We start from the raw sequence: 24619 nt of genomic DNA on the forward strand, positions 1-24619 counted from the left end.
GGAATTTTTGTTTATAGTATGTTTGATATTCCGTCTGTATCTTTTCGAAAATATTTTTAGCCACTCAAGAGGTAAGCGTAATGCCGGCAGGTGACCATGAGATTAAATGTATGGCGTGTGGTTTAAACTGCCCTATTGAAGCGGAAGATAAAATTGAACGTTCGCATTGTGGAGAGAGGAAATTTTCTGTATGGCCAGATAAAAACTATTTTTTCAAACGTGCGGTAAATGATCTGGTATTTCGTGAAATTACCTGTTTCCTGCCTGAAGGAATGGTGGTAGTGGATTTCTCTCTCGACAATATTTTGTATTTTCTGCATGAGGGATGGGCTGAAAAATTGCAGGAGACCGGGCTGAAAGTTATTTTGCTCGCGGATAAGAGCATGCTACCCATGGCTAATTTTTGGATGCTGCGCTCTGGATTATTATGGTCGGTGGTAGAGGTCAACGATGGTTTAACCAGCTTAATCAAGAAAATAAAACGCATCATGCTGGGGCGAAATCTTCGCTGCCGGCGCACACCGTCGTTGACAGAGCATGAAATGAAGACGCTGCGCCTGCTGGCAGATGGGCACTCCAGTCAGGATATCGCCCGCATCATGGCGTGCGATACCCGCAGCGTCTACCGCTTTCAATACTCTTTATGCAAAAAGTTTGGCGGGCTCAATCGCCTGCGGGAATTGCGCTTCAGGCATAATATCCCCGCTCTGGATTAGCGGCGGTTAGCCCGGCGAATTCATAAAACAGCCCTTTCCTAACTGATGATAGCGGCCTAATGCGACAATGTATTTCCTGTTGCTAGTCTTCGCCTCGGGGCCTGTCCAGCTCTCCCCTGGCAGCATATAAAATTGCGTTGAACTTTCATCGTCACCATCGCAGCCTTTCTGCAGAATGACTCTAAAATAGGTATTGCCAGTATTTTTAATGGTGCCTGTGGCTTCATTAATTTCATATTGGAATCGCGTCTTACGCGGGCGCACGATGAGAATTGTGCTCATCGATACCGAAGGGACAACATTCAGTTTTTTCTGATCCTGACGCCAGGGGAAAACCGTGACGGGCGTCTCCTTAAAGATCACCCGATAATAGCGCTCAACGTCATCTTTAGGCCCACGGTAATAGAGCTTAAAATATTCCTGACCTTTGGCCTGCACGGTGAACTGCAGCGGCGACCAGACCAGATCTTTATCCTGACCGGGCACCGGTCGCTCATTACCGTTGCCCGGCCGGGAGATTTTGTAAGCCGAAATGGTATATAAGTTAGTGCTTTTTGTATCGTTGACCAGCGGCCGGGAGATAAAATCTTTGCTGGCATCCATATCATAAATGATGGAATCAAAGTACACCGCGGAAGCGGGCTGAATACACAGCCCGCATAATCCGATGACAAGGATTTTTTGCATCACACCCCCCGGTCCACGCCGACCCACGTGGCGGTCACTTTTACATCGCCGGTGGCGCTGACGGTCCCCATCCAGTCATGACCATTGGTGGTGAATTGTGAATGTGGGTCATCCATCGGAAACAGCAGTTTCAGCGTGGTGGTAAAAAAGAAACCATCGTTGACGTTGGCGTTCCAGGCCGTCTGTACCCAAACGGCGTTGGTCATATCGACAGGAGCTTCGCCGCAGCTGTTGCGGACTTTTACCGCTTTACCGGTAGCGGACGTCCATTCGAGGTAGGCCGGGACCGGTACTTTTAGCGTCTCGTCCGCTGAGGTAAACAGGCAGAACGGCAAGCCATACATGTTGACGGAGTCGCCAATCACCTGGGCGGTAATACTGTCGGCCTGACGCGACGCGGAGGTGGTGACTTTATACTCAAAGGTGATGGGCTCTTCGCTACCGATTTTGCCGGATGCTTTGGGATGAGAAGTCCCGTCGCTGGCGACAATGCTAATCCCGTATTCCCGTGGGATGATGTTAATTAATGTTGATGGCGTGAACTGATAATAACCCGATTGTGGCGTGACGGAGTTATCAAAATAGAAGGTAAACAGAGCATCCTTGTTGGTTAAATCCGTTCCTGCCTTGAGGACTTTTTGGAAAAAGGCGTTGGACAGGAATACGTAAACGTACTCGCCTGACGGTTTGAAAACCTTGTTATAGGTGCTGACCGTACCAAAATTGGTCCAGCTTGCCCCATCACCGCTGTACTTTACGTCAGACGTAGAAGGAGAAAATCCCAGCATCGCCGTGTCGATCACCATCCGGAAATCAAGTAAGGTGGTGAGAGTTTTAGTCTCCTGAAAACTGTAAGACACCATTTTACAGATGATCCCCGAAGCACTCCCGACCACACCCATTTGACACAAATCAGAGCCGAGGTTAACGCTTGGCGTGCCATCGCTGGCAATCCACACTTCTGCCAGAGCACCGGTACTGTTTAACTTCAGATGCGAGACCTTTTCGAGGTTGAACGTGTAGTAGCGCCATGTTCCCCCGCTGGGGAGATCTTTACAGCGAACGCCGGAGGCAAAGTCATAATCGGTATTGGAATTCATGTAGCAAAGATTAAGCTGCAAAGAATCGATGGTCCCCACCGGCCGATCGCGAAAATACTCATAGGCCGACTGGCTTAGCGCTCCGGCACCGTAGTAACCGTTTGCTACGGTGTTGCCGGACATCGCGTGATAGTAGCCGTTTTTATCGATGACATCGGGAGAAATATAGCCAGACGCCGGGCAGTTTGCGCCCGTAGACATGCAGCGGATCCCGAGAAACGGCTGGTTAATGGGCGAATTCTCGATCCACAGGTCGAAGTAGCGGTTGGCGTAAGCCCAGCCTATGTAGGTTATATACCCCAGGCTACGCTGGTTAGTCGGATATTTTGTCCAGACGTTGGCTCCGGTGAAGCGCGGGTCGAGGGAGCTGGTGGTGATGAAATATTCGTCATCAACATCATTGTCGATAAACATATAGGAGTTGCTGCCGCTTCCGCTGTTACTGGGGGTGAGCGCCATAGCCGGCGCAGCCAGCAGCCAGCCGGCCAGGAGCATGATGCTCTGGGGTTTAATAGACATTCTTAACATCTCCCGTCACTGATGCCGTTTGTTGTTGGATCTCACAAGGAATCTCCCCGACCCAGACAGCGCCTTTCGCTTCACTCAGATCCAGATCCACTTCGCAAATGCCGCCGAATTTATCCACCAGGGTAATCACTGGATAACGCTTATCGACGTCCATGGCGAACTCACCGAGTTCGTCGGTTCGGGTTTTACCAATGTGGTTATGAATATCGGCGTTGGCGTAGTAACCGCCGCGACGGTCTTTCACCCGGCCAAATACGGTGACCAGCTGTTTGACTTCCGGATTAATCACGCTGACGTTGCCCGGATAGAGCACGACTTTGCTGCGGCGGTCGGTCACGATGTCGACGCTGTCTTCTGAGTTTTTGTCGTTCATCAGCTCCACCTTATATTCCGCGTAAGGCGGAAGGCTGATGAAGTTGCTTTTGCCGGTGAGGGGATAGCTTTGACCGTTGATCTGCGCCATCATCTGGCCCTTGCCGCTGAAGTTGGTGTTGACCACCAGGCCTGCGGTTTGGGTACCTTTTCCGGCATAGATATTTTTTTCCGTCCAGGCCACGCTGCCCTGCGAGCTCAGGCTGTAGTTTGAACTGTGCCGCGATGAGCGGCTAACGGAGACGGTGCCAGCGTTATATTTGGTGTCATAGCTAACGTAACCATTGGCGGCGTAATCGTCGGAACGATAGCGGCTATCGTCATTTTTATTCTGTTTAATCTGCTTCGAAACCGATGCCCCAACCTGAGTAATGGCGCTGTTGTCAAAGCTTTTGCGCAGCGTGGCGTTCGCCAGCATGTTTCCGTTCTGGCTGGACACCCCGGTGCTGAGCCAGGTAGAGAAGGGGATAGAGACGTCAATATTGACGTACTTATCGCGCAGATTTTCATGGTTGTTGTACTGATAGTTCTGAATACCGGCGCGTAGCGTGACGGTTGCGTAGCGATTAGCTAACAGCGATTGATCGTAATCGACGTTGGTATAGGTGCTCCCGGTATATTTGTTATTGGTGCGGCTGACGCTCAGCGTACCGAGGAACGGCGCGATTTTGCGCAGGTTAGCGTTGGCGCCGACGGTCACGTAGTCGTTTTGCTGCATCGGTAGCGCGTTACCGATGGAACTGTACTGGCGCGACCCCCACAGGTTGCCATACCCGTCCGGTAAACTCATGTTGAAGGTGGAGGTACTCTGCCAGCTGCCGTCGGTAGCGAGCAGCCCCTGCTGGTTAAAGCTGAACGCGTTGTTGAAAATCACGTTCGCTTCCGTTTCATTGACGCCGTAATTGTCAAAACCGTAGAGCGTGGTTTTCAGATTCACGCCGGAAAGCCAGGGTTGGCTGGTTGCAGCGGCGACCCCGGCAATCCACGTATTCCGTGTGCCATAATTGATGTTGTATTTATGGCGATAGTCCATCTTGTTGTATTCGAGGCTGCCCGCGAAAGTTTGCCACGAGAGATCGCCGGTCACGCTCGATTTCCGGGCGAACGTTTTATTGATGTTCGCCGTCCGGCTGCTGACCACGCGCCCGTTAACGACCACCTGTATATCAACGTTGTAGATGCCAAACGGCAGGCGTGACGTATCGAGCTCGTAGCTACCCATCGAGAAGTTTTGAATGCTGAGCAGTTTGCCGTCACGATAAACGTGAACTTCGCCGGCGGCCGGCAGGAACACCGTTACGGGCACCAGAGCAAGCGTATTGTCCTGCGTTTGGGAACTGCTTTTATTGCCATAGCTGATGCCGTAAATGCGGCTGGAGTTCAGGGCGCTCATGCTGGCGATCGATTGCAGATTCCAGGTATCCACCATCCCCATTGCGAAGCGGCGTCCCTGATAGTCACGTTCGTACATCGAGCGATACAGTTTACCCTGTTGGTTGCCGGTACCAATCCCGTAGAGGGAACCGTTAAAATTCAGATGGTGCTCCCGCAGCGACCAGGTATTGTCCAGCGTCAGATAGCTGCTGGCGCTATCGGTATTCTCATATTTGTTGTAATAGCTCCCCATCGAGTAATTCAGCACGCTCGAGAGATTCTGAGCAGTGGATTCCCCAAGCATATTGGTACGCGGCAAAATAGCGGCCTGCATGGCTGCCCGGTTAACCGTCAGCTCAAGATAAAAGGAACGCGTATCGAGTGAGAGAGAGGCGTCTTTGTTGATATAAACGCGCTGACCGTCGCCGATGCTTTTGTCCTGCATGTCGTTGAGCAATGATTTTATCTGAGGTGATAATTCGGTTCGTTCCGGCAGATCGCTGAGCGCGATCTGGTTCAGGCGAAACTCATTATCCTTGATGGTAAGGATGGCATCAGCGATTTTTTGCTGGCTGCGTTGGGTACTATTATCGCCTTCATAACGAATAAAAACAGGGACCGACATGCCCTGATATAACGCGTTAGCAAATACCGAAGGAATAACATAGTTACTGACTTTAACTGGCGCTGTGGCATTAGCTGCCCAACCCTGGTTTACCGTAATCAATAACCCAGCGAACAACGTCCCTTTGACATAACCAAGATTATCCATAATATTACTCAGTTTACATTTATATATTGCTCACCGTGCCATATTCCAATTCGTGTTTTTTTGTTGGTGAGATCGGTATGCTTTATTTTTACGCTGATACCAGGCATGACATAATAGCGTTCACGACAGCCTTTCCCCTCATCCTTCGCTTTATCACGACAGGGTCCGTAGGAGATAACGCGGAATGAAGCGTTACCGGTATTGGTTACCGTGTCATTATCGCGACGATAGTCAAATCTTTCTTCACGCGGCGCGACCACCAGAATCGTACCAATAATGGCCGAGGTCGTTGCCTCGCCCTGTTTTTTCTTTTTATTGGCTTCAAACTCGGTCACCGGCTCATCGGTCCAGGATATGCGATAATAACGTTCCTGGTTATCCTGAGGTCCTTTGTAAAAAAAACGAAAGTTCTCTTTAGCATTTCCAGGTAATATCAGACTGGCTGGTGTTGATAATAATTCCGATCTGCTCGCCATCGGGATAACCTTGCCGCCGGCCATAGGCGATGAGATACGCTCCACGCTGACGCTAACGTAACGTGCCGTATCGGTGGTATTAATGATTTCTTTTGCCAGCGTCGAGGCGTCCGGCCCCATTATTGAGGTGACGTCTCCGACATTAATGGCATGGGAGGAGGGCGTCACGGTGAATAAAAAGAGAGAGAGTAATAATGGATTCAGTTTCATGGCGCATCCTTATAAGGAGGCCGAAGCCTCCTTGTCATACCGGACAGGTGTTGGCTACACCTGATTAGATAGTCCATTCCGCATTGAACTGAACGCGAACGTCGCCGCTCCAGTAACCGTCGGTTAAATCTTTGAACTCAGCGGCGGTGCTGCCGTCAGAAGTCGCGGAGTCGATAGTGAAATCGAAGTTACCCTGAGTGCTGACGCGATCGGCGCCTGCGAAGGCGGTCGCGACTGCCAGCGCATCCAGACCCGCGGAGATGTTGTTGGCGGTATCAATCATCGTTACCGGGGTGGTTTTGTTCAGCGCGTTGCCGTTCCAGCTCACACCGACGGCCAGAGTAGAGGCGTCAGTGGTACGGCTCAGGGTGTTGCTGACGATTTGAGAGGTCAGCGTGAAGTCAGTCGCGCCAGACTGGCCCTGGATGGTGATGTCAAAAGCGCCTTTCTGGGCGTTAAACGCTTTAATCCCTTCAGCGTACTGGAAGTTCAGGGATTTCAGCGGAGTGACAACCAGCGCGCTGGTGACGTCTTTAGTTGCGCTAGCATCCCAGCTGGCAGTGGCGGAAGTGGTCACGTTAGCCATTGCGTTGGAAGAGATAAGAGCCGCAGCCACAACACCCGCTAATACGATTTTTTTCATTTTAAATTTCCTGAGAATAATTAAGTTAGTTCCATTTATGGAGTTATTGCTACAAATACTGATAATGACTTTATCCAGATAGAATAATGTTTAACTTCCCTCTGCCTCCCATCTTATTCTGCAAGCTGAGCTTGATTGCGTAAATTCTCTTTTCTGCCATCTGCAATTCTTTTGCTATCTCTTTAACCGACTTCTCTGCGAGTAAATGATCGAGTACCAATACCTCTTGATCGCTAAGTTTTTGACGGTAACCTCGAGCATCTCTTTGACCGAGAAACGAAAGCTGTATTTTCTTTTCAATCTCATCTCGAGTATCGCCGGTATTGATAATCGAAATTATCTGCTGACAGCGGTGTTTCCAGTACAGCGCCAGCGGCTGCGCTAATCTGTCGGCAATCAAAATTACCCGCAAGCCTGTTTTGAGCAGATATTCAATCCATTTATTATTGGTGAATAATCTGATGTTGTAGCGAGAAAAATCAACAAAAATATATCCAGAATTAGAGAAGTTGTAGTGCTTGTTAATTAAAAAACAATGCACACCATTTTTTAAATAGATATTTTTATCAGGCCATACGCAATAGTGAGTTTCAGTGCAGTTAATCGATTTTATCGTAGGTCGTGGATAGATTTCGCACTGATACTGACAGCTTATGCAGTATACCTTCTCATATTTCTGCGGAAGCATATGTCGATTTATTTCCCTATATTGCCTTACCCTATCGTTCAATGATGTGGCTATATTATGGCTAGTTAATAAATGTGACAACTTTAATTTCTGGAGAGTTATATAGATGAAAAATGTGTAAATTCTTAAGTCCAAAAATTGTCTGGATTTATACTAACCTACTATTATGAATAAGAAAAATCTTAAGATACAGAATTTTATGTCGATCTCTCTTTAAGAATAATCCATAGTTACCAGGAATTTTCTCGCTGAATCGGGGAGAATTGGTTAAAAAAAAACAGCACAATAAGTCAAAAAAAACGCTATCTCATCGCTGTTTGTTAATTTTGTGTTTTTATTTTGTTTTATTTCGTGGAGGTTATTCTGTAATGACCTTATTTTTGTAAGGGAAAGTTGCGATATTTTGGATTGTGGGGGAAAGGATTGTCTGGCGAAATATGATCTGGCGTACAAAATGGGGCGTTTTTAAGAGCTAAAACGCGTCGCAGTTTGAAGGGAGGTGAATCAGCAGGATGTGCTAAATCTTAACCGGAAGATGCGGACAAATTTTTCTTGTGGAAGTGGGGCCCTTCAGCCTGAACTGGCTCTGCCTGCAGGCCGCCGCAACGCCACCGGAACGACGGCACCATGGATTTTGGCTTGCAGACAAATGAACCAAGACTTTCGATGCGCCCCGGGCGCTTACGCCTTTTTCAGCAGAGGAAGCAGGTGATTCTCGGTAAGAGGAGCAAGCTTAATATGCCGATCCTGTCCCGGCGTATACCAGATAACTTCTTCTATTTCTGCCGTCGGTGTAAAGCTCGCTCTGTTGGTTGCTATTTGAAAGATATCCGCAGAGAGCGTATGGCCCGGCTCGTTTGCCGCCGTATCGGTGAAGCGGCCTACCGGAACCAGTTCTTCAGGTGAGACGAGGAAGTTGAGCTCCTCTTCGAGCTCGCGGATCAGCGCCGCCTCCGAGGCTTCCCCGATTTCAGGCTTTCCCCCAGGCTGCATAAAGTATTCCGTCCCTCGTTTGCGTACTAAGAGACAGCGTCCTTGACCGTCGGTGATCATTGCCGCCGCGATGTGAATATTTTTTATGGTGTTCAAGAGATACCCCAGTTATATGCCGATGACGTTCAACGGCCAGCGTACGTTTCGCCTCTCGCGAAACAACGCCGACGCTATCATGATAGCGACCTTAGCGTGCTAATCAATCCCGTCGATTCTTGCAAAACCTGCTGACGGCGCGGACGGCGCTCATTTATGATAGCCTGCGAAATATAACGTCTATGCGGGAAGTGCAGCCTCTATGTCAATTCAGAAAATCGCTCGTCTGGCGGGCGTCTCGGTGGCGACGGTATCGCGGGTATTGAATAACAGCGATACCGTGAAAGCGAAGAATCGCGAACGTGTGCTGCAGGCGATCAAAGAGAGTAACTACCAGCCGAATTTGCTGGCCCGCCAGCTGCGAACGGCCCGCAGCAATATGATTCTGGTGATGGTCTCGAATATCGCCAACCCCTTTTGCGCCGAAGTGGTCAAGGGTATTGAAGAAGAGGCGGAAAAGAACGGCTACCGGATCCTGCTGTGTAATTCCGGTTCGGATTTAGCCCGTTCCACCTCGGGCCTGCAGCTGCTTTCCGGCAAAATGGTCGACGGCATCATCACCATGAACGCGCTCTCCAGCCTGCCGGAACTGACCACCATGATCGGCGACGCGCCCTGGGTTCAGTGCGCGGAATACGCCGATAACGGCAGTATCTCCTGCGTCGGCATCAACGACGTCGACGCGGCGCAGGGCGCCGTTTCCCGGCTGGTCGACGGCGGGCGCAGACGCATTGCTTTAATCAACCACGATCTCAGCTACCGCTATTCCCGTCTGCGCGAGCGCGGCTATAAAAGCGTGCTGCACGTTCGCGAGCTGGACTATCAGCAGGTGATCTACGCCAGCGACTTAAGCGCCGCAGCCGGTACAAAGGCGATGGAGACGCTGCTGGCTCAGGAAGAGAAGCCGGATGCGGTGTTTGCGGTTTCCGATTCGCTGGCGGCGGGCGCGCTGCGGGCCATTGCGCAGGCCGGGCTGCGGGTACCGGAAGATATCGCGGTGGTCGGCTTTGATGGCACCGAACTGGCCGAAGTGGTATCGCCGCAGTTGACCACCGTGGAACAGCCTTCACGCGAAATTGGCCGTACCGCCGTGACGTTATTAATGAAAAGGATCGATAATCCCGACGCTGCGGTTGAGCGGGTGATGATGGACTGGCGCGTCATTTCCCGCGCCAGTGCCTGAGGATATTACTGAGTAAACGCGCCCGCCAGCGAACGAATATCGTTGCCGGTGGGGGACTGATGGATCCGCAAGCCGAATTCGTCAACCACCGCAAATACGTGGTCGAAAATATCCGCCTGGATGCTCTCATACTCTGCCCACACTACCGTGTTGGTGAAGCAATAGATCTCAATCGGCAAACCGTTGGCGTCCGGTGCCAGCTGGCGAACCATTAGCGTCATATCTTTGCGGATGCGCGGATGATTACGCAAATATTCCTGCAAATACGCGCGGAAGGTGCCGATATTGGTCATCTTGCGCTGATTCAATATCGATTGATCGGCGGCGTTCTGCTGGTTCCACAGGCTGATTTCCTGATGACGCGAATCCATATACGGCTTCAGCAGCCGGGCCTGAATTAAGCGCTGCTGCTCCTGTTCATCGAGAAAATGAATGCTGGTGGTATCGATATTCAGGCTGCGCTTAATGCGGCGACCGCCGGAGGCCGACATACCGCTCCAGTTTTTAAACGAGTCGGAAACCAACGACCAGGTGGGAATAGTGGTGATGGTGTTATCCCAGTTGCGCACCTTCACCGTGGTCAGCCCGATGTCGATCACCGCGCCGTCGGCGCCATATTTCGGCATCTCCAGCCAGTCGCCGAGTTTGAGCATATCGTTGGCGGAGAGCTGGATCCCAGCGACCAGGCCGAGAATCGGGTCTTTGAACACCAGCATCAGTACCGCGGCCATCGCGCCGAGGCCGCTAATCAGAATCGCCGGCGACTGGCCAATCAGTAAGGAGATGACCAGAATGCCGACAATAATCGCGCAGACCAGCTTAATTCCCTGAAATATGCCTTTAAGCGGCAGCTGAGAGGCGGTGGCGAATTTCTGCGATAAATTGAACACCACGTCCAGCAGCGAGAAGAAGGACAGCATCGCGTAGATCATTACCCACAGCTGGGCGCAGGTGGTGAGGATTTCCGCCGCCTCGCTGCCTTTTTGCAGCCACAACACCGCCTGCACGTTGACGATAATCCCCTGTAGGGTGAAGGCCAGACGATGAAACAGTTTGTTCTGGGTAATAATTTGCAACCACAGGTGGCTGCTGGCCTGCGCCCGCTTTTCGAAGGTACGCAGCACCACTTTGTGCAGAATAAGGTGAACGACAATCGCCGTCAGAAAAATAATGCCGAAGATAATAATGAGTGAGGTCGTGGCGGTAATTTTGATGCCTAATGCGGCGATTTGCGATATTAATTCCTGCATAACGTCTCCTTTACATCCAGCGGTTATGATGACCGCTGGATGTCTATTATGCAAATTGCAGGTTACGCGGATGTGATTATGAGGTCGCGACCGCCGGGCGGACGTTAAGGTGGTGGCGTAGCCATAGCGCGATGGCGCCCAGTACCAGCATCATCACCACTTCCACCGCGAGGAAATCGATCAGCGCCCGCGGATAGTCGCCGCCGCTGCGCTGGGCAAGAGCTAAGAATAGCGAGCCGAGAATCGCCGGACCCAGACCCAGCGTCGCCTGTTGCAGAGTGCTGAGAATCGCGCTCCCGGCTCCGGCGTCGCAGGCGCTGATATCGCGCATCCCGATACGGTAAAAACTATTGACGATCAGGGCCTGCCCGTAGCCGATAAGCGCCGTGGACGGGACCAGCGCCAGGGTGGTGGTGTGGATACCGAGGCGATAAAAGGTCGCGCTCAGCAGCAGCAGGCCGACAATCTGCACCGCCAGACCAGTCAGCAAAATGCGTCCCATGCTATAGCGGGCTATCAGTTTCGGCGCGTACAGCGCGGAGATGAAGTAGGCCACGCCGAGGGCGATAAAGCTGTTGCCGGACTGCCACGGCGCCATCCCCAGACCGGCCTGCATGGTCAGCGCCATGCAGAACATGAACGCGGACCAGGCGCTGAAAAAGAGCAGGGCGATGGCCATGCCAAAGCGAATGCTGGTGAGCTTCAACAGGCGAGGCGGCAAAAGCGGCTGCTCGCCGCGCTGCTGTTTGCCCAGCGCGCTGGCCCGCATCCAGATCAGCAGCGGCAGCACCGCAGCCAGCATCAGCTGCAGCGTCCACGGCCAGTGCAGTTCCGGCCCCAGCGCCATCGGAAACAGCAGGCAGCAGAGGATCAGCGCAAGGCTAAAGGTGCCCTGCCAGTCGATGCGCGAATGCGCTTCGCGCCGCGTCTCCGGGACGTATCGCGGACTGAAGGCCAGCACCAGCAGGCAGATCGGCACGTTAATAAAGAAGGCGTTGCGCCAGCCTAAACCGGCGATATCCGCCGACACCAGCCAGCCGCCGCCCATCTGGCCGACGATAAAGGCGATACCGCCAATGCCGCCGTACAGGCTGATGGCCCGGGCGTGGGCGGTGCCTTTCAGGGTGACATGCAAGGTGGCGAGGATTTGCGGCACGATCAGCGCCGCACCGGCCCCTTGCACCACGCGCGCCGCCAGCAGCGTATTGATGGAGTTCGCCATCCCGCACAGCAGGGAGGCGACGCCAAACATCGCCACGCCCCACATAAACAGGCGACGGCGGCCATAGTTGTCGCCAAGCTTGCTGCCCATCGCCAGGCAGACGGCAAAGGCGACGCCGTACAGCGCGACGATCAGCTCCAGCTGAGTGGCGCTGGCGTTAAGCGATTGGGTAATGGAGTCCAGCGCGACGTTGGCGATCGAGGTATCGATCAGCGGCAGCATCTGGCCGGTCAACAGAAGGAATAAACCGGCGCGGCCGGGTGAAACAGCAGACGAATTCATCGGATCTCTCCATTGCGTCATTCAGCGGATAGCCGTAGCATCACCGATAAATTAAACGGGTACCAGTTCCTGCTTATACTGGTATTGGTACTACCATGCTGGAGGTTTTATGACGACCATGCCGCAACGTGAAATGACCCTCGCCGCGCCCGATGACGGCCGCAAACAGCTGGGGGCGTTTCTGCGCGCCCGCCGCGAGAGCCTCGACCCGCAGCGCCTGGGGTTGCCCCGCGTTGGCCGGCGGCGCACGCCGGGCCTGCGGCGGGAAGAGGTGGCGATGCTGGCGGACGTCGGCGTCACCTGGTACACCTGGCTGGAGCAGGGGCGGGAGGTCAATCCGTCGGCGGCGGTGCTGGTAGGGGTGGCGAATGCGCTGCAGTGCAGCCCGCTTGAGACCCGGCATCTGTTTGTGCTGGCCGGGCTGACTCCGCCTGAGGCCACTCAGGTGACGGTATGCGAAGGCATCAGCCCCGGCACCCGGCGGATGCTCGATAGCCTGATGCCGCAGCCCGCCAGTATTCAGAATCCCGGCTTTGATATTGTGGCCTGGAACGACAGCTTCTGCCGCCTGATGGGTATCGATTTCGCCACCATCCCGGAGGAAGATCGCAACTGCATTTATCTGTACCTGACTAATGAAACCTGGCGCAGCCGCATCGAGAATCGCGACGTGCTGGCGACGTTTGTCTCCTATTTCCGCGCGGCGATGGCGGAGCACCGCGGCGATCCGCTGTGGGAAAATAAGCTGGCGCGCTTTTTCGCCGCGTCGGCGGAGTTCGAGTCCCTCTGGCATCAGCGCTATGAGGTGCGCGGGGTGGAAAATCAGGTGAAACACTTTAACCATCCGCAGCTCGGCCGCTTCAGCCTGCAGCAGATGTACTGGTACTCGGCCCCGCGCAACGGTTCGCGCCTGCTGGTCTATTTGCCGATGGATGAAACGGGCGAGCAGGCGCTGGCGTGGCTGGATAAACATTAACGACAGGGAATGCCTATGAACGTGGTCCGAAAAGAGCAGCGCATTATTCAGCGTACGCTCAACGCCTGGCGGCCATTGGTCGCTATGCGGAGCGCATCTGGCACGTGGGGGTATCCTCGCTGCAAAATACTGCGGGCTATTCCCGGGGGCGGCGCTTGATGCGCCTTGCCCGGGCTACGGGTTCCCACAGTGTGTAATTTTGTAGCCCGGATAAGGCGACAGCGGCAATCCGGGGATTATCCTGACGTAAAAGAAAAGCAGAGAATTAAATCTCGGTAATCGTCGTCGCCTGCGGCAGGCGTGACTTCGGCAGGGCGGCGTTGAAGTCTTCGACGCTATGATGGCCGACCGGCACCACCACCAGGCTGGTGTAGCCCTGGGCTTTCAGGTCGAATTCGGCATCGAGAATCGCGAAATCGACGCCTTCAATCGGCACGGCGTCCAGACCCATGGCCGCGACGCCAAGCAGGAAGTTGCCGACGTTGAGATAAACCTGCTTCGCCATCCACTGGTCGTCGTCGTGCAGCTCTTTGCGGTGCATATCGGCAAAGAAGGTACGGCCTTTGTGGTTCGCGGCTTTGGCTTCGGCGTTCGCAAAGCGGCCATCGGCCTCTTCCTGATCGACCACGCGCTCAAGCCAGGCGTCATCCATTGCGGTTTTGGCGCAGAAAACCACTACGTGGGAGGCATCGAGAATTTTACGTTCGTTAAACACGTAGGTGCCGCTTGCCGCTTTGGCGACGCGCGCTTTACCTGCATCGCTGCTGGCAACGATAAAGTGCCACGGCTGGGAGTTGGTGCTTGACGGGCTGTACTGCAGCAGCGTTTTCAGGTTTTCCGCCTGCTCGGCAGTCAGCTTTTTAGTGGCGTCAAATGCCTTTGTGGAGTAGCGCTTTAAGGCAACCGATACGATATCCATACTCTTCCTCACTGTTTACAACCCCTTGCGGGTGCGTTTCGTGAAGGAAGAGTACAGCGATGACGGAAAAAAGATAAGGGGCAAAAATGCGATAACACTTATCGCGCAGCGCTGAAAATCACCGCGGGCGCAGCCGCTGCTGCTCTTTTTTACTGAGTTTATCGACGATCAGGTTCCACGAATCATCGATCAGCTCCGCCAGCAGATCTACGCTGATATCTTCGCCGGGAACCACGGTGATCCAGTGCTTTTTGTTCATGTGATAGCCGGGCTCGATGCTGCGGTAAATCGCCTGATGAAGCAGTGATTTCTGCGGATCGCACTTCAGGTTGACCAGCGCGCGGCCGCGAACCGTCGCGGTCAGCATAAAAATCCGCCCGCCGACTTTAAACACATCGTACTCCGGGCCAAACGGCCAGCAGTGCTCGGTAAAGGGGAGCTCCAGCGCGATACGATGCGCGTGGTCATGCAGCGAGCGGTGGTCCATCAGCGATTGTCCTCGGCAAGCGCCTGCCACATCGCTTCAAAGCCCAGCTCGACAAAACGTACGGCGCGCTCCGGCTCATGGCAGGCGTATTCAATGGTGGTTTCGGCCAGCGAAAGAAACAGCGCATCGCCAAAGGTGCGGTATTCTTCGGATTGAAAAACGGGCTTGATTGAACGCTGGCAGAGTTCATTGAGCTCGGGAAACATCTCTTTGACGCGGTTGCGGGTTTCGTCGGTGATCCTTTCACTCAGCGCCATCCGGCGAATCGCTTTATGCTCCATGGGATTACGCACGCCCCAGCCGATATAGCTGTTCCAGATATTGCGCGTGTTCTCTTTCGACTCGGTCTCGTTCGGGTTGAGACCGGCGATCATTGTCTTAACCAGATCCGCTTTTATGGTCAGATAAAGCTCGTTGAGCAGATCGTCCTTGGTGGCAAAGTAGCGAAACAGCGTACCCTCGGCAACCCCGGCGCTGCGGGCGATGGCGGAGGTTGAGGCGGCGATTCCCGATTGGGCAAAGGCGGCGGTTGCGGCCTCCAGTAACGCTTGCTTTTTATCTTCACTCTTAGGACGAGCCACTACACTTTACCTCACACATGATAAAACCACGATCTAAGCATGCCTGACATGGGCACTGCAACGCTGTCTGTCAAAATTTGAAAATCGTCTTGACGACTTTCAGCTTCTTCCTAATAATGAGTGCTTACTCACTCATAATCAAGCCTTATAACTAAAACCTCCAGGAAGGAGGATTTCGCCAGGTCAGGATATGAACCGTGTCACTTTCAGCGTGGTCGCCATCATGTTATTAGCGTCAGCAACAACTTTGCCGTTTGTGTTAAATGCCGGATTTGGTCAGGCGCCGCAGGGCGCGCAGCTCAGCCTGGTGGAGCAGTCTCCGCACTATCGCGACGGCCAGTTTCACAATCAGCTTCCGACGCCTGGGTTTACCGGGCAAAAAAATATGCTGGCCGCGTGGTGGGAGTTTCTGGTCGCCAAACGGGAAAACGCCAGACCTGCCCAGCCGCTGCCGCTGGTGAACACCGATCTGGCCAGCCTGCCGTTAGGGCAGGACGCGATGGTCTGGCTGGGGCACTCCTCGTGGTATCTGCAGCTGGCGGGCCAGCGCATCCTGATTGACCCGGTGTTTAGTCGCTATGCGGCGCCGTTCTCGTTTATTAATAAGGCCTTTGCCGGGGATTACCCGTGGCACGCTGAGGGCATGCCGGAGATCGACCTGCTGATTATCTCGCACGATCATTACGACCACCTCGATTACGCCACCATCAAAGCGCTGATGCCGAAGGTCAAGCGGGTGGTGACGCCGCTGGGCGTCGGGTCGCATCTGCGCTACTGGGGAATGGAGAGCGCGATAATCCGCGAGGCGGACTGGAATCAAGCGGTGCCGGTGAGCGATGAACTGACGGTACACGTCCTGCCGGCGCGCCACTTTTCCGGCCGCGGCCTCAAGCGCAACCAGACCCTGTGGGCCAGCTTCATGTTCGTCACCCCGCAGCAGAAAATTTACTACAGCGGCGACAGCGGCTACGGCCCGCACTTTAAAGCCATCGGCGAACAGTTTGGCGCGGTGGATTTGGCGATCATGGAAAACGGTCAGTATGACCAGGACTGGAAGTACATCCACATGATGCCGGAAGAGACGGCGCAAGCCGCTGACGATGTGCGCGCACGCGCGGTGTTGCCGGGCCATGCCGGGCGCTTCGTGCTGGCAAAACACACATGGGACGATCCGTACATAAGGCTGGCGGAGGCCAGCACAGGGCGACCGTGGCGACTGCTGACGCCAATGTTGGGTGAGCCGGTTTGGGTCGCTGATAAAACGCAATCATTTAACGCCTGGTGGCGCTAACGATGAGAGTGGTTCAGGAGGAGAGAGGACATATGACTATTTCCGCTCAGGTCATTGATACTATCGTCGAGTGGATTGATGATAATTTGCATCAACCGCTACGTATCGACGATATTGCGCGCCACGCCGGTTACTCGAAGTGGCATTTGCAACGGCTGTTTTTACAGTACAAAGGGGAGAGTCTGGGGCGCTATATCCGCGAGCGTAAGCTGCTGCTGGCGGCGCGCGATCTGCGCGATACCGATCAGCGGGTCTACGATATTTGCCTGAAATACGGTTTTGACTCGCAGCAAACCTTTACCCGTATCTTCACCCGCACGTTTAACCTGCCGCCGGGCGCCTACCGTAAAGAAAACCACAGCCGCGCGCACTGAAAGCGTCCGCCGGGGGAAGACCGGCGGACGTTTTTCTTACCAGGCGTAGTTCACCGTCGCCGTCACCGTCCGACCAATGCCGTAGAAGCAGGCGCTATCGCTGGCGCAGGAGGCCACGTATTTGGTATTGGCGAGGTTGTTGACGTTGAACTGCACTTTCGCCCCTTTCAGGCTCGAATTCAGCTCGCCTAACTCATAGCTGACCATGGCGTCGTACAGATCCACTGCCGGTACCTTAAACGTGTTTTTCGCATCGCCGTAGCTGGTGCCGATATAGCGTACGCCAACGCCCGCGGTCAGGCTTTTTAACGCGCCGTCCGGCAGGGTATAGCTGGTGAACGCCGAAGCCATATGGGTCGGAATGCGTGCCGGCGTTTTCCCTTCGGTACCGACGACGGTGGTATTGACGGTTTCCGCGTCGGTGTAGGTGTAAGACGCGATCAGATTGAGGTTATCGAAAACCGTCGCGTGCGCTTCGGCTTCAACGCCTTTCGAGCGCACTTTACCGCTGTTTTCAAACCACCCGGCCGCGCTGTTGTAGGTCGCGACGTTGCTCTGCGTCAGATCGTACAGCGCGAGGGTCATCAACGCGTTTGGGTCAGGCTGGTATTTCAGACCCACCTCAACCTGTTTGCCTTCGCTGGGATCGAATGGTCCGACGCCCGGTGCGCGGTTGGTTTGCAGGTTAGGTTCGAAGGAGGTGCTGTAGCTGATATAGGGGGAAAGACCGGAATCAAAGGCGTACAGCAGGCCGGTGCGCCAGGTGAACTTATTATCATTCTGCTGGGTGCCGCTGGCGTCGGTAAAATCGGTGGTGCGCACTTCCGCCCAGTCGTAGCGCCCGGAAACTAACAGTTCCCAGTTCCGCCAGCTCAGCTGATCCTGAACATACACCCCGGTCTGGTCGAGATTTTGCTGTTCATTAGTGGCGGGACTGAAGGCGCTTTCATCGACGTTAACCCCGTAGCTCGGGCTGCGCCAGTCGATATCGTACTGCGAGCCGCCGGCCCGACCAAGATACTGCTTATCCTTACTGGTTTTGTAATCCACACCGCCAATCACCGTATGCGCCACCTGACCGCTGGCGAACTGCGCTTCAAGCTGGTTATCGATGCCAAACTCATCGGTCTGGCGCTGTTCATGCTGGGCGCGGCGGGAGAGTACCGAGCTGTTGGCGGCGCTGGTGGAGTAAACCAGGTAGCGATACTTCTGTTTGATGGTGGCGTAGCGGGCATTCTGGCGCAGAGTCAAGGTATCGTTGAGCTGGTGCTCAAATTCATAGCCAATCATCGTTTGTTCACGCCACGACTGGTTGTAGCTGGGATCGCTGACGTTAAAATCGCGCGGAATATAGCTGCCGTCGACGCTTTCCACGGTACCGTAACGCGGCAGGAAGTTACGGTAGCCGGCGTCCGGGTCTTTCTGATAGCTGGTTAACAGGGTAAAGCGCGTGGCGTCATTAGGATACCAGGTGAGGGCGGGAGCGATAGCCATCCGCGTCTCTTTATAGTCATCGATCTGGTTATTCTGGGTGCGGGCGATCCCGTTCAGGCGATAGAGCAGGTGGCCGTCATCGCTCAGCGTACCGCCAACGTCGAAAGCGCCTTCGGCGAGGTGGTTATTACCGGTACGGAACTGCACCTCATGAATCGGCTGGCTGGTCGGTCGTTTGCTGGTCATGCTAATCAGCCCGCCGGGGTTGACCTGACCAAACAGCACCGAGGCCGGGCCGCGCACCAGCTCGACGCGCTCCAGCAGCCACGGGTCGAACGTGCCGGTTTGCGACGAGGCGGTGGCGCCGTAGCTCAGGCCATCAAGGAATTTGGGCACGTAGCTGAAGCCGCGTACGAATACCTCGTCGTTGCGGTTAGATGAACCTCGGTATTCGGTAAAAACGCCCGCGCTATAGCGCAGCGCCTGGGAAACCGAGGTGACGTCCAGCGCCCGCATTTGATCGCGGGTGACCACCGATACCGACTGCGGCGTTTTGACGATCTCCGCGGCGGTCTTTGTTGCCGACAGCGTTTTTGTCGCCACGATTCCCTTCAGCGGCGCGGTGGGATCCTCGCCGCTGCCGGCGGTGACGACGATCGTTTCCTCCGCCGCCAGCGCCAGCCCGCCAAACAGAGATGCCGCCACGCCCGCGGCCCAGAAAGCTGTTATCTTATTATATTTAAACATGTTTATTTTTTATCCTTGGTTGAATCGCCATCAAAAAACGCCCACGTCGAGGGGAATCGACCGACGCCTATCATTAACGGCGTTAATGTTATTGCAAATAGTTATTATTTGCATTAGCGTTATTAACAAATTCTTACAAGGAAATTTCGGCTAATGAAGACGGCGTGGAGCGGCCTGCTGATTGGCATGAGTACCCTACCGGCGGCGGCAATGAACTGCGAATCTCCCTCGTTACAGGGTGAACTACAGGGGAAATTCGACGCCAGCGGCGAGGTCTGTTTTGACCTGCCGACATTGGGCGAGAACTACGTCGCGGCGACCCTCTCCGGCGTCACCGATGCCCGACTGCTGGATGACAATAACCGCCGTCTGCGCACGCTGCTGGCGGGCGGTCCGGCGGACGGCGAGCAAACCCTGCTGTTTTCTCTGCCGGTACACCGCGCCTCATCGCTGGTGCTGCACGGCGAAGAAGGTGCGCGCTGGCGCTTTCAGTGGCAGATGCGGGAAACCACCGCGCTGGCCAAAATTCAGCCGCTGGATCCGGTCAGCCCGCGCCTGCAGCGGCTGAAGCGTGAACTGGCGGCGGGAGGTTCAACGGCGCATTTCTGGCAGGAGCTCGAGCGGGAAGGGACGCCAATGGTGGAACCGGTGGACGCCGGCCATAAGCGGGTAACTTTCCTGTGGCGCGGGGCGAGCCGCAACGTGTTTATTCTGGGTTCGCCGGCGGGGGAGCACGATCCGCTGTTTCGCCTCGGCGATTCTGACGTCTGGTTTCGCAGCTACGTGGTGCCCGCCGATACCCTCATGCAGTATAAGCTGGCCCCGGACGTGCCGCAGGTAACCGGCAGCGCGCGGGAGCAGCGGCGGGCGATTTTGGTCAGCGCCCAGGCTGACCCGCTCAACCCGAACAGCGTCAATGCCGCCCACGACCGCTGGAATCGCTACTCTCTGCTGGCCCTCAACGCCGCGCGTTTTTGCACCGCCCAGCGGATGGCGCAGCCGCTCCGCTACGGAACCTTAACCCGCCATCAGCTGCGCAGCGACTTTCTGCAAAATACGCGGGAAGTGCTGATTTATCGCCCGCGGTTGCCGCAGCCCGCGCGCTGGACCCTACTGCTCTTTGACGGCAAAACTTACCAGCACGAGTACCGCCTCGCCAACGTGCTGGATGCCCTGATCGCCAGCCATCGGCTGCCGCCGATCAACGTGGTGTTTATCGATAGTCTCGATCATCCGCGACGGGCGAAGGAGCTGCCGCCAAATCCGCACTTCGCCGATTTTATGGCCCATGAGCTGCTGCCGTGGCTGCGCCGCCAGGGACTCAGCCTGAGTCGGCAAAAAACCGTGGTCGCCGGCTCCAGCTACGGCGGGCTGGCCGCGTCCTGGGTAGCGCTGCGCTATCCGCGACAGTTTGGCAACGTATTGAGCCTGTCCGGGTCATACTGGTGGGCGCCGCAAGGGGAGGAGGCCAGCTGGCTGACCCGCCAGTACCAGCAGTCGCCGCGCTATCCGGTGCGCTTCTGGCTGCAGGCGGGGAAATTCGAAACCAACGGGCCGGACGGCGGCATTTATGCCAATACGCTTGAATTTGAGCAGGTGCTCAAAGAGAAGGGCTATACGGTGAGCTTCCACCCCTCCTCCAGCGGCCACGATTACGCCGCCTGGTGCGAAGCGCTGATCAGCGGCATGCGTGACCTGACCGGCCTAGCGCTCAACGGAAAACCAGCGACGCCAGACCCAGCGCAGCAGCAGATATTCAACCGCGCCCAGCGCTAAAAACCACAGGCAAAAGATCAGGGTATAAAGCTGGTTGAGATCCATCAGATGGAATGTCGCCACCAGCTTTTGCGCCAGCGTCAGGCCCAGCGAGGGCGCCGGCAGCAGCAGGCAGGAGAGCAAAGCCAGCAGCAAAATGCCGGCGGCGCTGAGGAGCGTTTCTAGCGGATGTTTCATTATTTGTTAATCATCAGTTAAAAACATATTGTCCGGTAAAAAGAGAATCAATGCAATATCGTTTCGTACGCAATCATATTACGCCTTAAGTATTATATTTAAACGTCCTCGCTTATTCCCATGTTAATTATTTTGGCACTATTTGTGATTAAGTTAATTACACCGTAATGTAAATTAACGTCATTATTAAGCCAGCGCTTTTACAAAAGTATAGGTGCTATATCCCACCAGAGTCGCGATAATAATGGCCAGCAGGATGTACAGTACCAGACGGCGTCCGCGGTAGATTCCAAACATAGTAGACCTCGTTTAGTTTTGGTTTATTAATATTCTGCAATAGTTGTTTTATAGAATTAACTTACCATAAATTTTGTATTTGCGAGAGATTAAATATTGCGCAAGCTTAAATTATCTCCGCTGTTTAAAATTTTTCTCATTGGCCCGGAATGATTCCAGGCTTTCCGCCTCACGGAATTTTAAGGGAGATATATTTTGACCAAAACGATCAAAACTAATAATACCACCCCCTCAGGGGATGTCGCGCCACGCCGCGCATATCAGCAGACGGTTGATGCGGTGCTGGCGCAGACTAAAAGCCATGCCAGCGGCCTCAGCGCCGCCGAGGCCGCAGAGCGTTTGAAAACCTTCGGCCCCAACGCCTTGCCGGAGAAAAAAGGCAAGCTGGCCTGGCTGCGCTTCCTTGCCCACTTTAATGACGTACTGATTTTTGTCCTGCTGGCCGCCGCCGCGCTCACCGCGGTCATGGGCCACTGGGTCGATACGCTCGTCATCCTTGGCGTCACGGTGATCAACGCCCTGATCGGCCATATCCAGGAGAGCAACGCCGAAAAATCGCTGCAGGGCATCCGCAATATGCTCTCCAGCGACGCGCGCGTGCAGCGCGGCGGCAAGCATGAAACCATTCCCACCCGCGACCTGGTGCCGGGCGATATCGTGATTCTGCGCGCGGGCGACCGCGTCCCTGCCGATATGCGCCTGATTGAGAGCCATAATCTGCGGGTTGAAGAAGCGATTCTCACCGGCGAGTCGACGGTGGTGGATAAAACCACCGACGCGCTGGAAGGCGAACTGCCGCTGGGCGACCGTACCAATATGCTCTTCTCCGGCACCACCATCAGCGCCGGCGGCGGCGTTGGCGTGGTGACCGCAACCGGTCAGGAGACCGAGCTCGGCCACATCAACCAGATGATGGCGGGGATTGAGAAGCACCGTACGCCGCTGCTGGTGCAGATGGATAAGCTCGGCAAAGCGATTTTCGTCATTATCCTCGCGATGATGGCCGCACTGTTCGTCTTCAGCCTCGCGCTGCGCGACATTCCTCTCGGCGAGCTGCTGCTCTCCCTGATTAGCCTGGCGGTGGCCGCCGTGCCGGAAGGTTTACCGGCGATTATCTCGATTATTCTCTCCCTGGGCGTACAGGCGATGGCGCGTCAGCGGGCGATTATCCGCAAGCTGCCGACGGTGGAAACCCTGGGCGCCATGACCGTGGTGTGCTCGGATAAAACCGGCACCCTGACGATGAACGAAATGACCGTCAAAGCGATCATCACCGCCGACTGCTGCTACCGCGTCGAGGGCGACAGCTACGAGCCTCAGGGTAACATCTGCCTGGAAGGCAGCAACGAGCCGGTGCAGATTAAAGCGGGCAGCGTGCTGGAAACCTATTTGCGCACCATCGACTTGTGTAACGACAGCCAGATGATTCAGGACGAGCGCGGCCTGTGGGGCATTACCGGCGGGCCAACGGAAGGGGCGCTGAAGGTGCTGGCGGCGAAAGCGCGGCTTGCGCCCGTCGACGCGCGGCTGGTCGCGAAGATACCGTTCGACTCGCAGTATAAATACATGGCGACCCACCAGAAAATGGGCGACGTCGAGCAGGTGCTGATTACCGGCGCGCCGGACGTGATTTTTGCCCTGTGCCGCCAGCAGTTGAGCAAGCAGGGGGCGGTGCCGTTTGAGCCTCAGTACTGGGAAGAGGAGATGGCGCGCTTTGCCCGCCAGGGCCTGCGTATGGTCGCCGCCGCCTACAAACCGGCCAACGTCGGCAGCACCACGCTGACCCACGACGATCTGCGCGAAGGTCTGGTGTTCCTCGGCATTGCCGGAATGATGGACCCGCCGCGTCCGGAAGCGATTGACGCTATCCACGCCTGCCAGAACGCGGGGATCCGCGTGAAGATGATTACCGGCGACCACCCGCAGACGGCGATGAGCATTGGCCAGATGCTGGGGATCACCAACAGCAGCCAGGCGATGACCGGCTACCAGCTGGAGCACATGAACGACGCCGAGCTGGCGAAAGCCGCCGTTGAGTACGATATCTTTGCCCGTACCAGCCCGGAGCACAAGCTGCGCCTGGTGAAAGCGCTGCAGGGTAACGGTGAAGTGGTTGGCATGACCGGCGACGGCGTCAACGACGCCCCGGCGCTGCGCCAGGCCGACGTCGGGATCGCCATGGGGATCAAAGGCACCGAGGTGACCAAAGAGGCCGCCGACATGGTCCTGACCGACGACAACTTTGCCACCATCGCCAGTTCGGTCAAAGAGGGGCGTCGGGTCTACGACAACCTGAAGAAGACCATTCTGTTCATCATGCCGACCAACCTGGCGCAGGGGCTGCTGATTATCATCGCCCTGCTGGCGGGGAACATCATTCCGCTGACGCCGGTGCTGATTTTGTGGATGAACATGGCCACCTCCGCGACGCTCTCCTTCGGCCTCGCGTTTGAAGCCGCCGAGCGCAACGCCATGAACCGTCCGCCGCGTAAAACCGGCCAGCACGTTATGGACGCCTTCGCCGTCTGGCGCGTCGCCTTCGTCGGCACGATGATTGCCGTGGCTGCCTTTATTCTGGAAGCCTGGCTGGCGCCGCGCGGCCACAGCCCGGAGTTTATCCGCACCGTCCTGCTGCAGATGCTGGTTACCGCACAGTGGGTGTACATGATTAACTGCCGCAGCAGCGATACCTTCTCGCTCAACATGGGGCTGCTGCGTAACAAAGGCATCTGGCTGGTGAGCGGCGTACTGCTGCTGATGCAGCTGGTCATCATCTACGTACCGGTGATGCAGACGATGTTTGGCACCGAAGGGCTGCCGCCGCGCTACTGGTTCATCACGCTGGTCATCGGTATCGCGATGTTCCTGGTGGTCGAAGTTGAGAAACGCCTGACCCGTCGTTTCCGTAAAACCGCGTAGCGTGTCTGACCCGCCCGGCGTCCCTTCTCCTGCGGGGGAGGGACGCCGC

The 24619-nt window shown here is 55.3% G+C and carries 20 protein-coding genes and 1 pseudogene; 7 read left to right on the top strand and 14 right to left on the bottom strand.

Going from position 1 to position 24619, the window contains the following annotated elements; translation table 11 throughout:
• Window positions 1–18: 18 nt before the first annotated feature.
• A pseudogene (locus tag BWI76_RS07395) lies at window positions 19–716 on the top strand (helix-turn-helix transcriptional regulator).
• Between the two features lie 6 nt (window positions 717–722).
• Here the strand turns inward: BWI76_RS07395 and BWI76_RS07400 are convergent.
• The 7 genes from BWI76_RS07400 to BWI76_RS07430 form a co-directional block, all read right to left on the bottom strand.
• The gene (locus BWI76_RS07400; protein ID WP_024358883.1) at window positions 723–1406 is read right to left on the bottom strand and encodes a fimbria/pilus periplasmic chaperone; all 684 of its coding nucleotides are present in this window, start codon (window positions 1404–1406) and stop codon (window positions 723–725) included.
• Window positions 1403–3022 carry a hypothetical protein gene (locus BWI76_RS07405; protein ID WP_004135334.1) on the bottom strand — a complete coding sequence of 540 codons (1620 nt, stop codon included), beginning with the start codon at window positions 3020–3022 and terminating at the stop codon, window positions 1403–1405. Before BWI76_RS07405 ends, BWI76_RS07400 begins: the two co-directional genes overlap by 4 nt.
• Window positions 3012–5549: a TcfC E-set like domain-containing protein gene (locus BWI76_RS07410; RefSeq protein WP_064371461.1), complete on the bottom strand. Its 2538-nt coding sequence runs from the start codon at window positions 5547–5549 to the stop codon at window positions 3012–3014. Before BWI76_RS07410 ends, BWI76_RS07405 begins: the two co-directional genes overlap by 11 nt.
• Window positions 5550–5557: 8 nt before the next feature.
• Window positions 5558–6235: a hypothetical protein gene (locus BWI76_RS07415; RefSeq protein ID WP_049087495.1), complete on the bottom strand. Its 678-nt coding sequence runs from the start codon at window positions 6233–6235 to the stop codon at window positions 5558–5560.
• A gap of 64 nt (window positions 6236–6299) precedes the next feature.
• Window positions 6300–6878 (bottom strand): common pilus major fimbrillin subunit EcpA, encoded by a 579-nt coding sequence (gene ecpA / locus BWI76_RS07420; protein WP_064371460.1) that lies wholly within the window; start codon window positions 6876–6878, stop codon window positions 6300–6302.
• 70 nt (window positions 6879–6948) lie between these two features.
• Entirely contained in the window at window positions 6949–7566 is a 618-nt protein-coding gene (locus BWI76_RS07425; RefSeq protein WP_004135339.1) for a LuxR C-terminal-related transcriptional regulator, read from the bottom strand.
• Window positions 7567–8247: 681 nt separating this feature from the next.
• Window positions 8248–8646: an NUDIX hydrolase gene (locus tag BWI76_RS07430; RefSeq protein WP_024358878.1), complete on the bottom strand. Its 399-nt coding sequence runs from the start codon at window positions 8644–8646 to the stop codon at window positions 8248–8250.
• A 211-nt stretch (window positions 8647–8857) separates the two neighbouring features.
• Here BWI76_RS07430 and BWI76_RS07435 point away from each other — a divergent pair, with 211 nt between their 5' ends.
• Window positions 8858–9838 carry a LacI family DNA-binding transcriptional regulator gene (locus BWI76_RS07435; RefSeq protein ID WP_024358877.1) on the top strand — a complete coding sequence of 327 codons (981 nt, stop codon included), beginning with the start codon at window positions 8858–8860 and terminating at the stop codon, window positions 9836–9838.
• A gap of 5 nt (window positions 9839–9843) precedes the next feature.
• Here the strand turns inward: BWI76_RS07435 and BWI76_RS07440 are convergent, their stop codons facing one another.
• Window positions 9844–11088 carry a mechanosensitive ion channel family protein gene (locus BWI76_RS07440; protein WP_049087492.1) on the bottom strand — a complete coding sequence of 415 codons (1245 nt, stop codon included), beginning with the start codon at window positions 11086–11088 and terminating at the stop codon, window positions 9844–9846.
• 76 nt (window positions 11089–11164) lie between these two features.
• Window positions 11165–12592 (bottom strand): MFS transporter, encoded by a 1428-nt coding sequence (locus BWI76_RS07445; RefSeq protein WP_024358875.1) that lies wholly within the window; start codon window positions 12590–12592, stop codon window positions 11165–11167.
• Between the two features lie 109 nt (window positions 12593–12701).
• Here BWI76_RS07445 and BWI76_RS07450 point away from each other — a divergent pair, with 109 nt between their 5' ends.
• Complete coding sequence (locus BWI76_RS07450) at window positions 12702–13568, top strand: helix-turn-helix transcriptional regulator (RefSeq protein ID WP_004135348.1); 867 nt, start codon at window positions 12702–12704, stop codon at window positions 13566–13568.
• 265 nt (window positions 13569–13833) lie between these two features.
• Here BWI76_RS07450 and nfsB read toward each other — a convergent pair whose 3' ends face one another.
• The 3 genes from nfsB to BWI76_RS07465 form a co-directional block, all read right to left on the bottom strand.
• The gene (gene nfsB, locus BWI76_RS07455) at window positions 13834–14487 is read right to left on the bottom strand and encodes an oxygen-insensitive NAD(P)H nitroreductase (RefSeq protein WP_004135351.1); all 654 of its coding nucleotides are present in this window, start codon (window positions 14485–14487) and stop codon (window positions 13834–13836) included.
• A 118-nt stretch (window positions 14488–14605) separates the two neighbouring features.
• Window positions 14606–14974 carry an MmcQ/YjbR family DNA-binding protein gene (locus BWI76_RS07460; RefSeq protein ID WP_004135353.1) on the bottom strand — a complete coding sequence of 123 codons (369 nt, stop codon included), beginning with the start codon at window positions 14972–14974 and terminating at the stop codon, window positions 14606–14608.
• On the bottom strand, window positions 14974–15555 hold the full coding sequence (locus BWI76_RS07465; RefSeq protein WP_004135355.1) for a TetR/AcrR family transcriptional regulator: 582 nt from the start codon (window positions 15553–15555) through the stop codon (window positions 14974–14976). The genes BWI76_RS07460 and BWI76_RS07465 overlap by 1 nt, the downstream gene beginning before the upstream one ends.
• A gap of 190 nt (window positions 15556–15745) precedes the next feature.
• On the opposite strand from BWI76_RS07465, the gene BWI76_RS07470 reads away from it, so the two are divergent.
• Window positions 15746–16846, top strand: coding sequence for an MBL fold metallo-hydrolase (locus BWI76_RS07470; protein WP_004135356.1), 1101 nt, complete (start codon window positions 15746–15748; stop codon window positions 16844–16846).
• A gap of 32 nt (window positions 16847–16878) precedes the next feature.
• Window positions 16879–17220 (top strand): RamA family antibiotic efflux transcriptional regulator, encoded by a 342-nt coding sequence (locus BWI76_RS07475; protein ID WP_004130221.1) that lies wholly within the window; start codon window positions 16879–16881, stop codon window positions 17218–17220.
• Between the two features lie 36 nt (window positions 17221–17256).
• Here BWI76_RS07475 and BWI76_RS07480 read toward each other — a convergent pair whose 3' ends face one another.
• Entirely contained in the window at window positions 17257–19401 is a 2145-nt protein-coding gene (locus tag BWI76_RS07480) for a TonB-dependent siderophore receptor (protein ID WP_004135359.1), read from the bottom strand.
• A gap of 153 nt (window positions 19402–19554) precedes the next feature.
• Here BWI76_RS07480 and BWI76_RS07485 point away from each other — a divergent pair, with 153 nt between their 5' ends.
• A complete protein-coding gene (locus tag BWI76_RS07485; RefSeq protein ID WP_004135361.1) occupies window positions 19555–21177 on the top strand; it encodes an alpha/beta hydrolase in 1623 nt (540 codons plus the stop codon).
• Here the strand turns inward: BWI76_RS07485 and BWI76_RS07490 are convergent.
• Window positions 21106–21354 (bottom strand): DUF1158 domain-containing protein, encoded by a 249-nt coding sequence (locus BWI76_RS07490; RefSeq protein WP_004135363.1) that lies wholly within the window; start codon window positions 21352–21354, stop codon window positions 21106–21108. The two genes, BWI76_RS07485 and BWI76_RS07490, sit on opposite strands and share 72 nt — an antisense overlap.
• 492 nt (window positions 21355–21846) lie before the next feature.
• On the opposite strand from BWI76_RS07490, the gene BWI76_RS07495 reads away from it, so the two are divergent.
• A complete protein-coding gene (locus BWI76_RS07495; RefSeq protein WP_064371458.1) occupies window positions 21847–24570 on the top strand; it encodes a cation-transporting P-type ATPase in 2724 nt (907 codons plus the stop codon).
• Window positions 24571–24619: the final 49 nt, after the last annotated feature.

This window comes from Klebsiella sp. M5al (assembly GCF_002090195.1).
Classification (GTDB): domain Bacteria; phylum Pseudomonadota; class Gammaproteobacteria; order Enterobacterales; family Enterobacteriaceae; genus Klebsiella; species Klebsiella grimontii.

Coding starts and splice junctions, on each gene's coding strand:
- BWI76_RS07440 (WP_049087492.1), bottom strand. CDS start 11,088: ATGCAGGAATTAATATCGCAAATCGCCGCATTAGGCATCAAAATTACC.
- BWI76_RS07450 (WP_004135348.1), top strand. CDS start 12,702: ATGACGACCATGCCGCAACGTGAAATGACCCTCGCCGCGCCCGATGAC.
- BWI76_RS07460 (WP_004135353.1), bottom strand. CDS start 14,974: ATGGACCACCGCTCGCTGCATGACCACGCGCATCGTATCGCGCTGGAG.
- BWI76_RS07425 (WP_004135339.1), bottom strand. CDS start 7,566: ATGCTTCCGCAGAAATATGAGAAGGTATACTGCATAAGCTGTCAGTAT.
- BWI76_RS07475 (WP_004130221.1), top strand. CDS start 16,879: ATGACTATTTCCGCTCAGGTCATTGATACTATCGTCGAGTGGATTGAT.
- nfsB (WP_004135351.1), bottom strand. CDS start 14,487: ATGGATATCGTATCGGTTGCCTTAAAGCGCTACTCCACAAAGGCATTT.
- BWI76_RS07470 (WP_004135356.1), top strand. CDS start 15,746: ATGAACCGTGTCACTTTCAGCGTGGTCGCCATCATGTTATTAGCGTCA.
- BWI76_RS07405 (WP_004135334.1), bottom strand. CDS start 3,022: ATGTCTATTAAACCCCAGAGCATCATGCTCCTGGCCGGCTGGCTGCTG.
- BWI76_RS07410 (WP_064371461.1), bottom strand. CDS start 5,549: ATGGATAATCTTGGTTATGTCAAAGGGACGTTGTTCGCTGGGTTATTG.
- BWI76_RS07490 (WP_004135363.1), bottom strand. CDS start 21,354: ATGAAACATCCGCTAGAAACGCTCCTCAGCGCCGCCGGCATTTTGCTG.
- BWI76_RS07435 (WP_024358877.1), top strand. CDS start 8,858: ATGTCAATTCAGAAAATCGCTCGTCTGGCGGGCGTCTCGGTGGCGACG.
- BWI76_RS07445 (WP_024358875.1), bottom strand. CDS start 12,592: ATGAATTCGTCTGCTGTTTCACCCGGCCGCGCCGGTTTATTCCTTCTG.
- BWI76_RS07415 (WP_049087495.1), bottom strand. CDS start 6,235: ATGAAACTGAATCCATTATTACTCTCTCTCTTTTTATTCACCGTGACG.
- ecpA (WP_064371460.1), bottom strand. CDS start 6,878: ATGAAAAAAATCGTATTAGCGGGTGTTGTGGCTGCGGCTCTTATCTCT.
- BWI76_RS07480 (WP_004135359.1), bottom strand. CDS start 19,401: ATGTTTAAATATAATAAGATAACAGCTTTCTGGGCCGCGGGCGTGGCG.
- BWI76_RS07485 (WP_004135361.1), top strand. CDS start 19,555: ATGAAGACGGCGTGGAGCGGCCTGCTGATTGGCATGAGTACCCTACCG.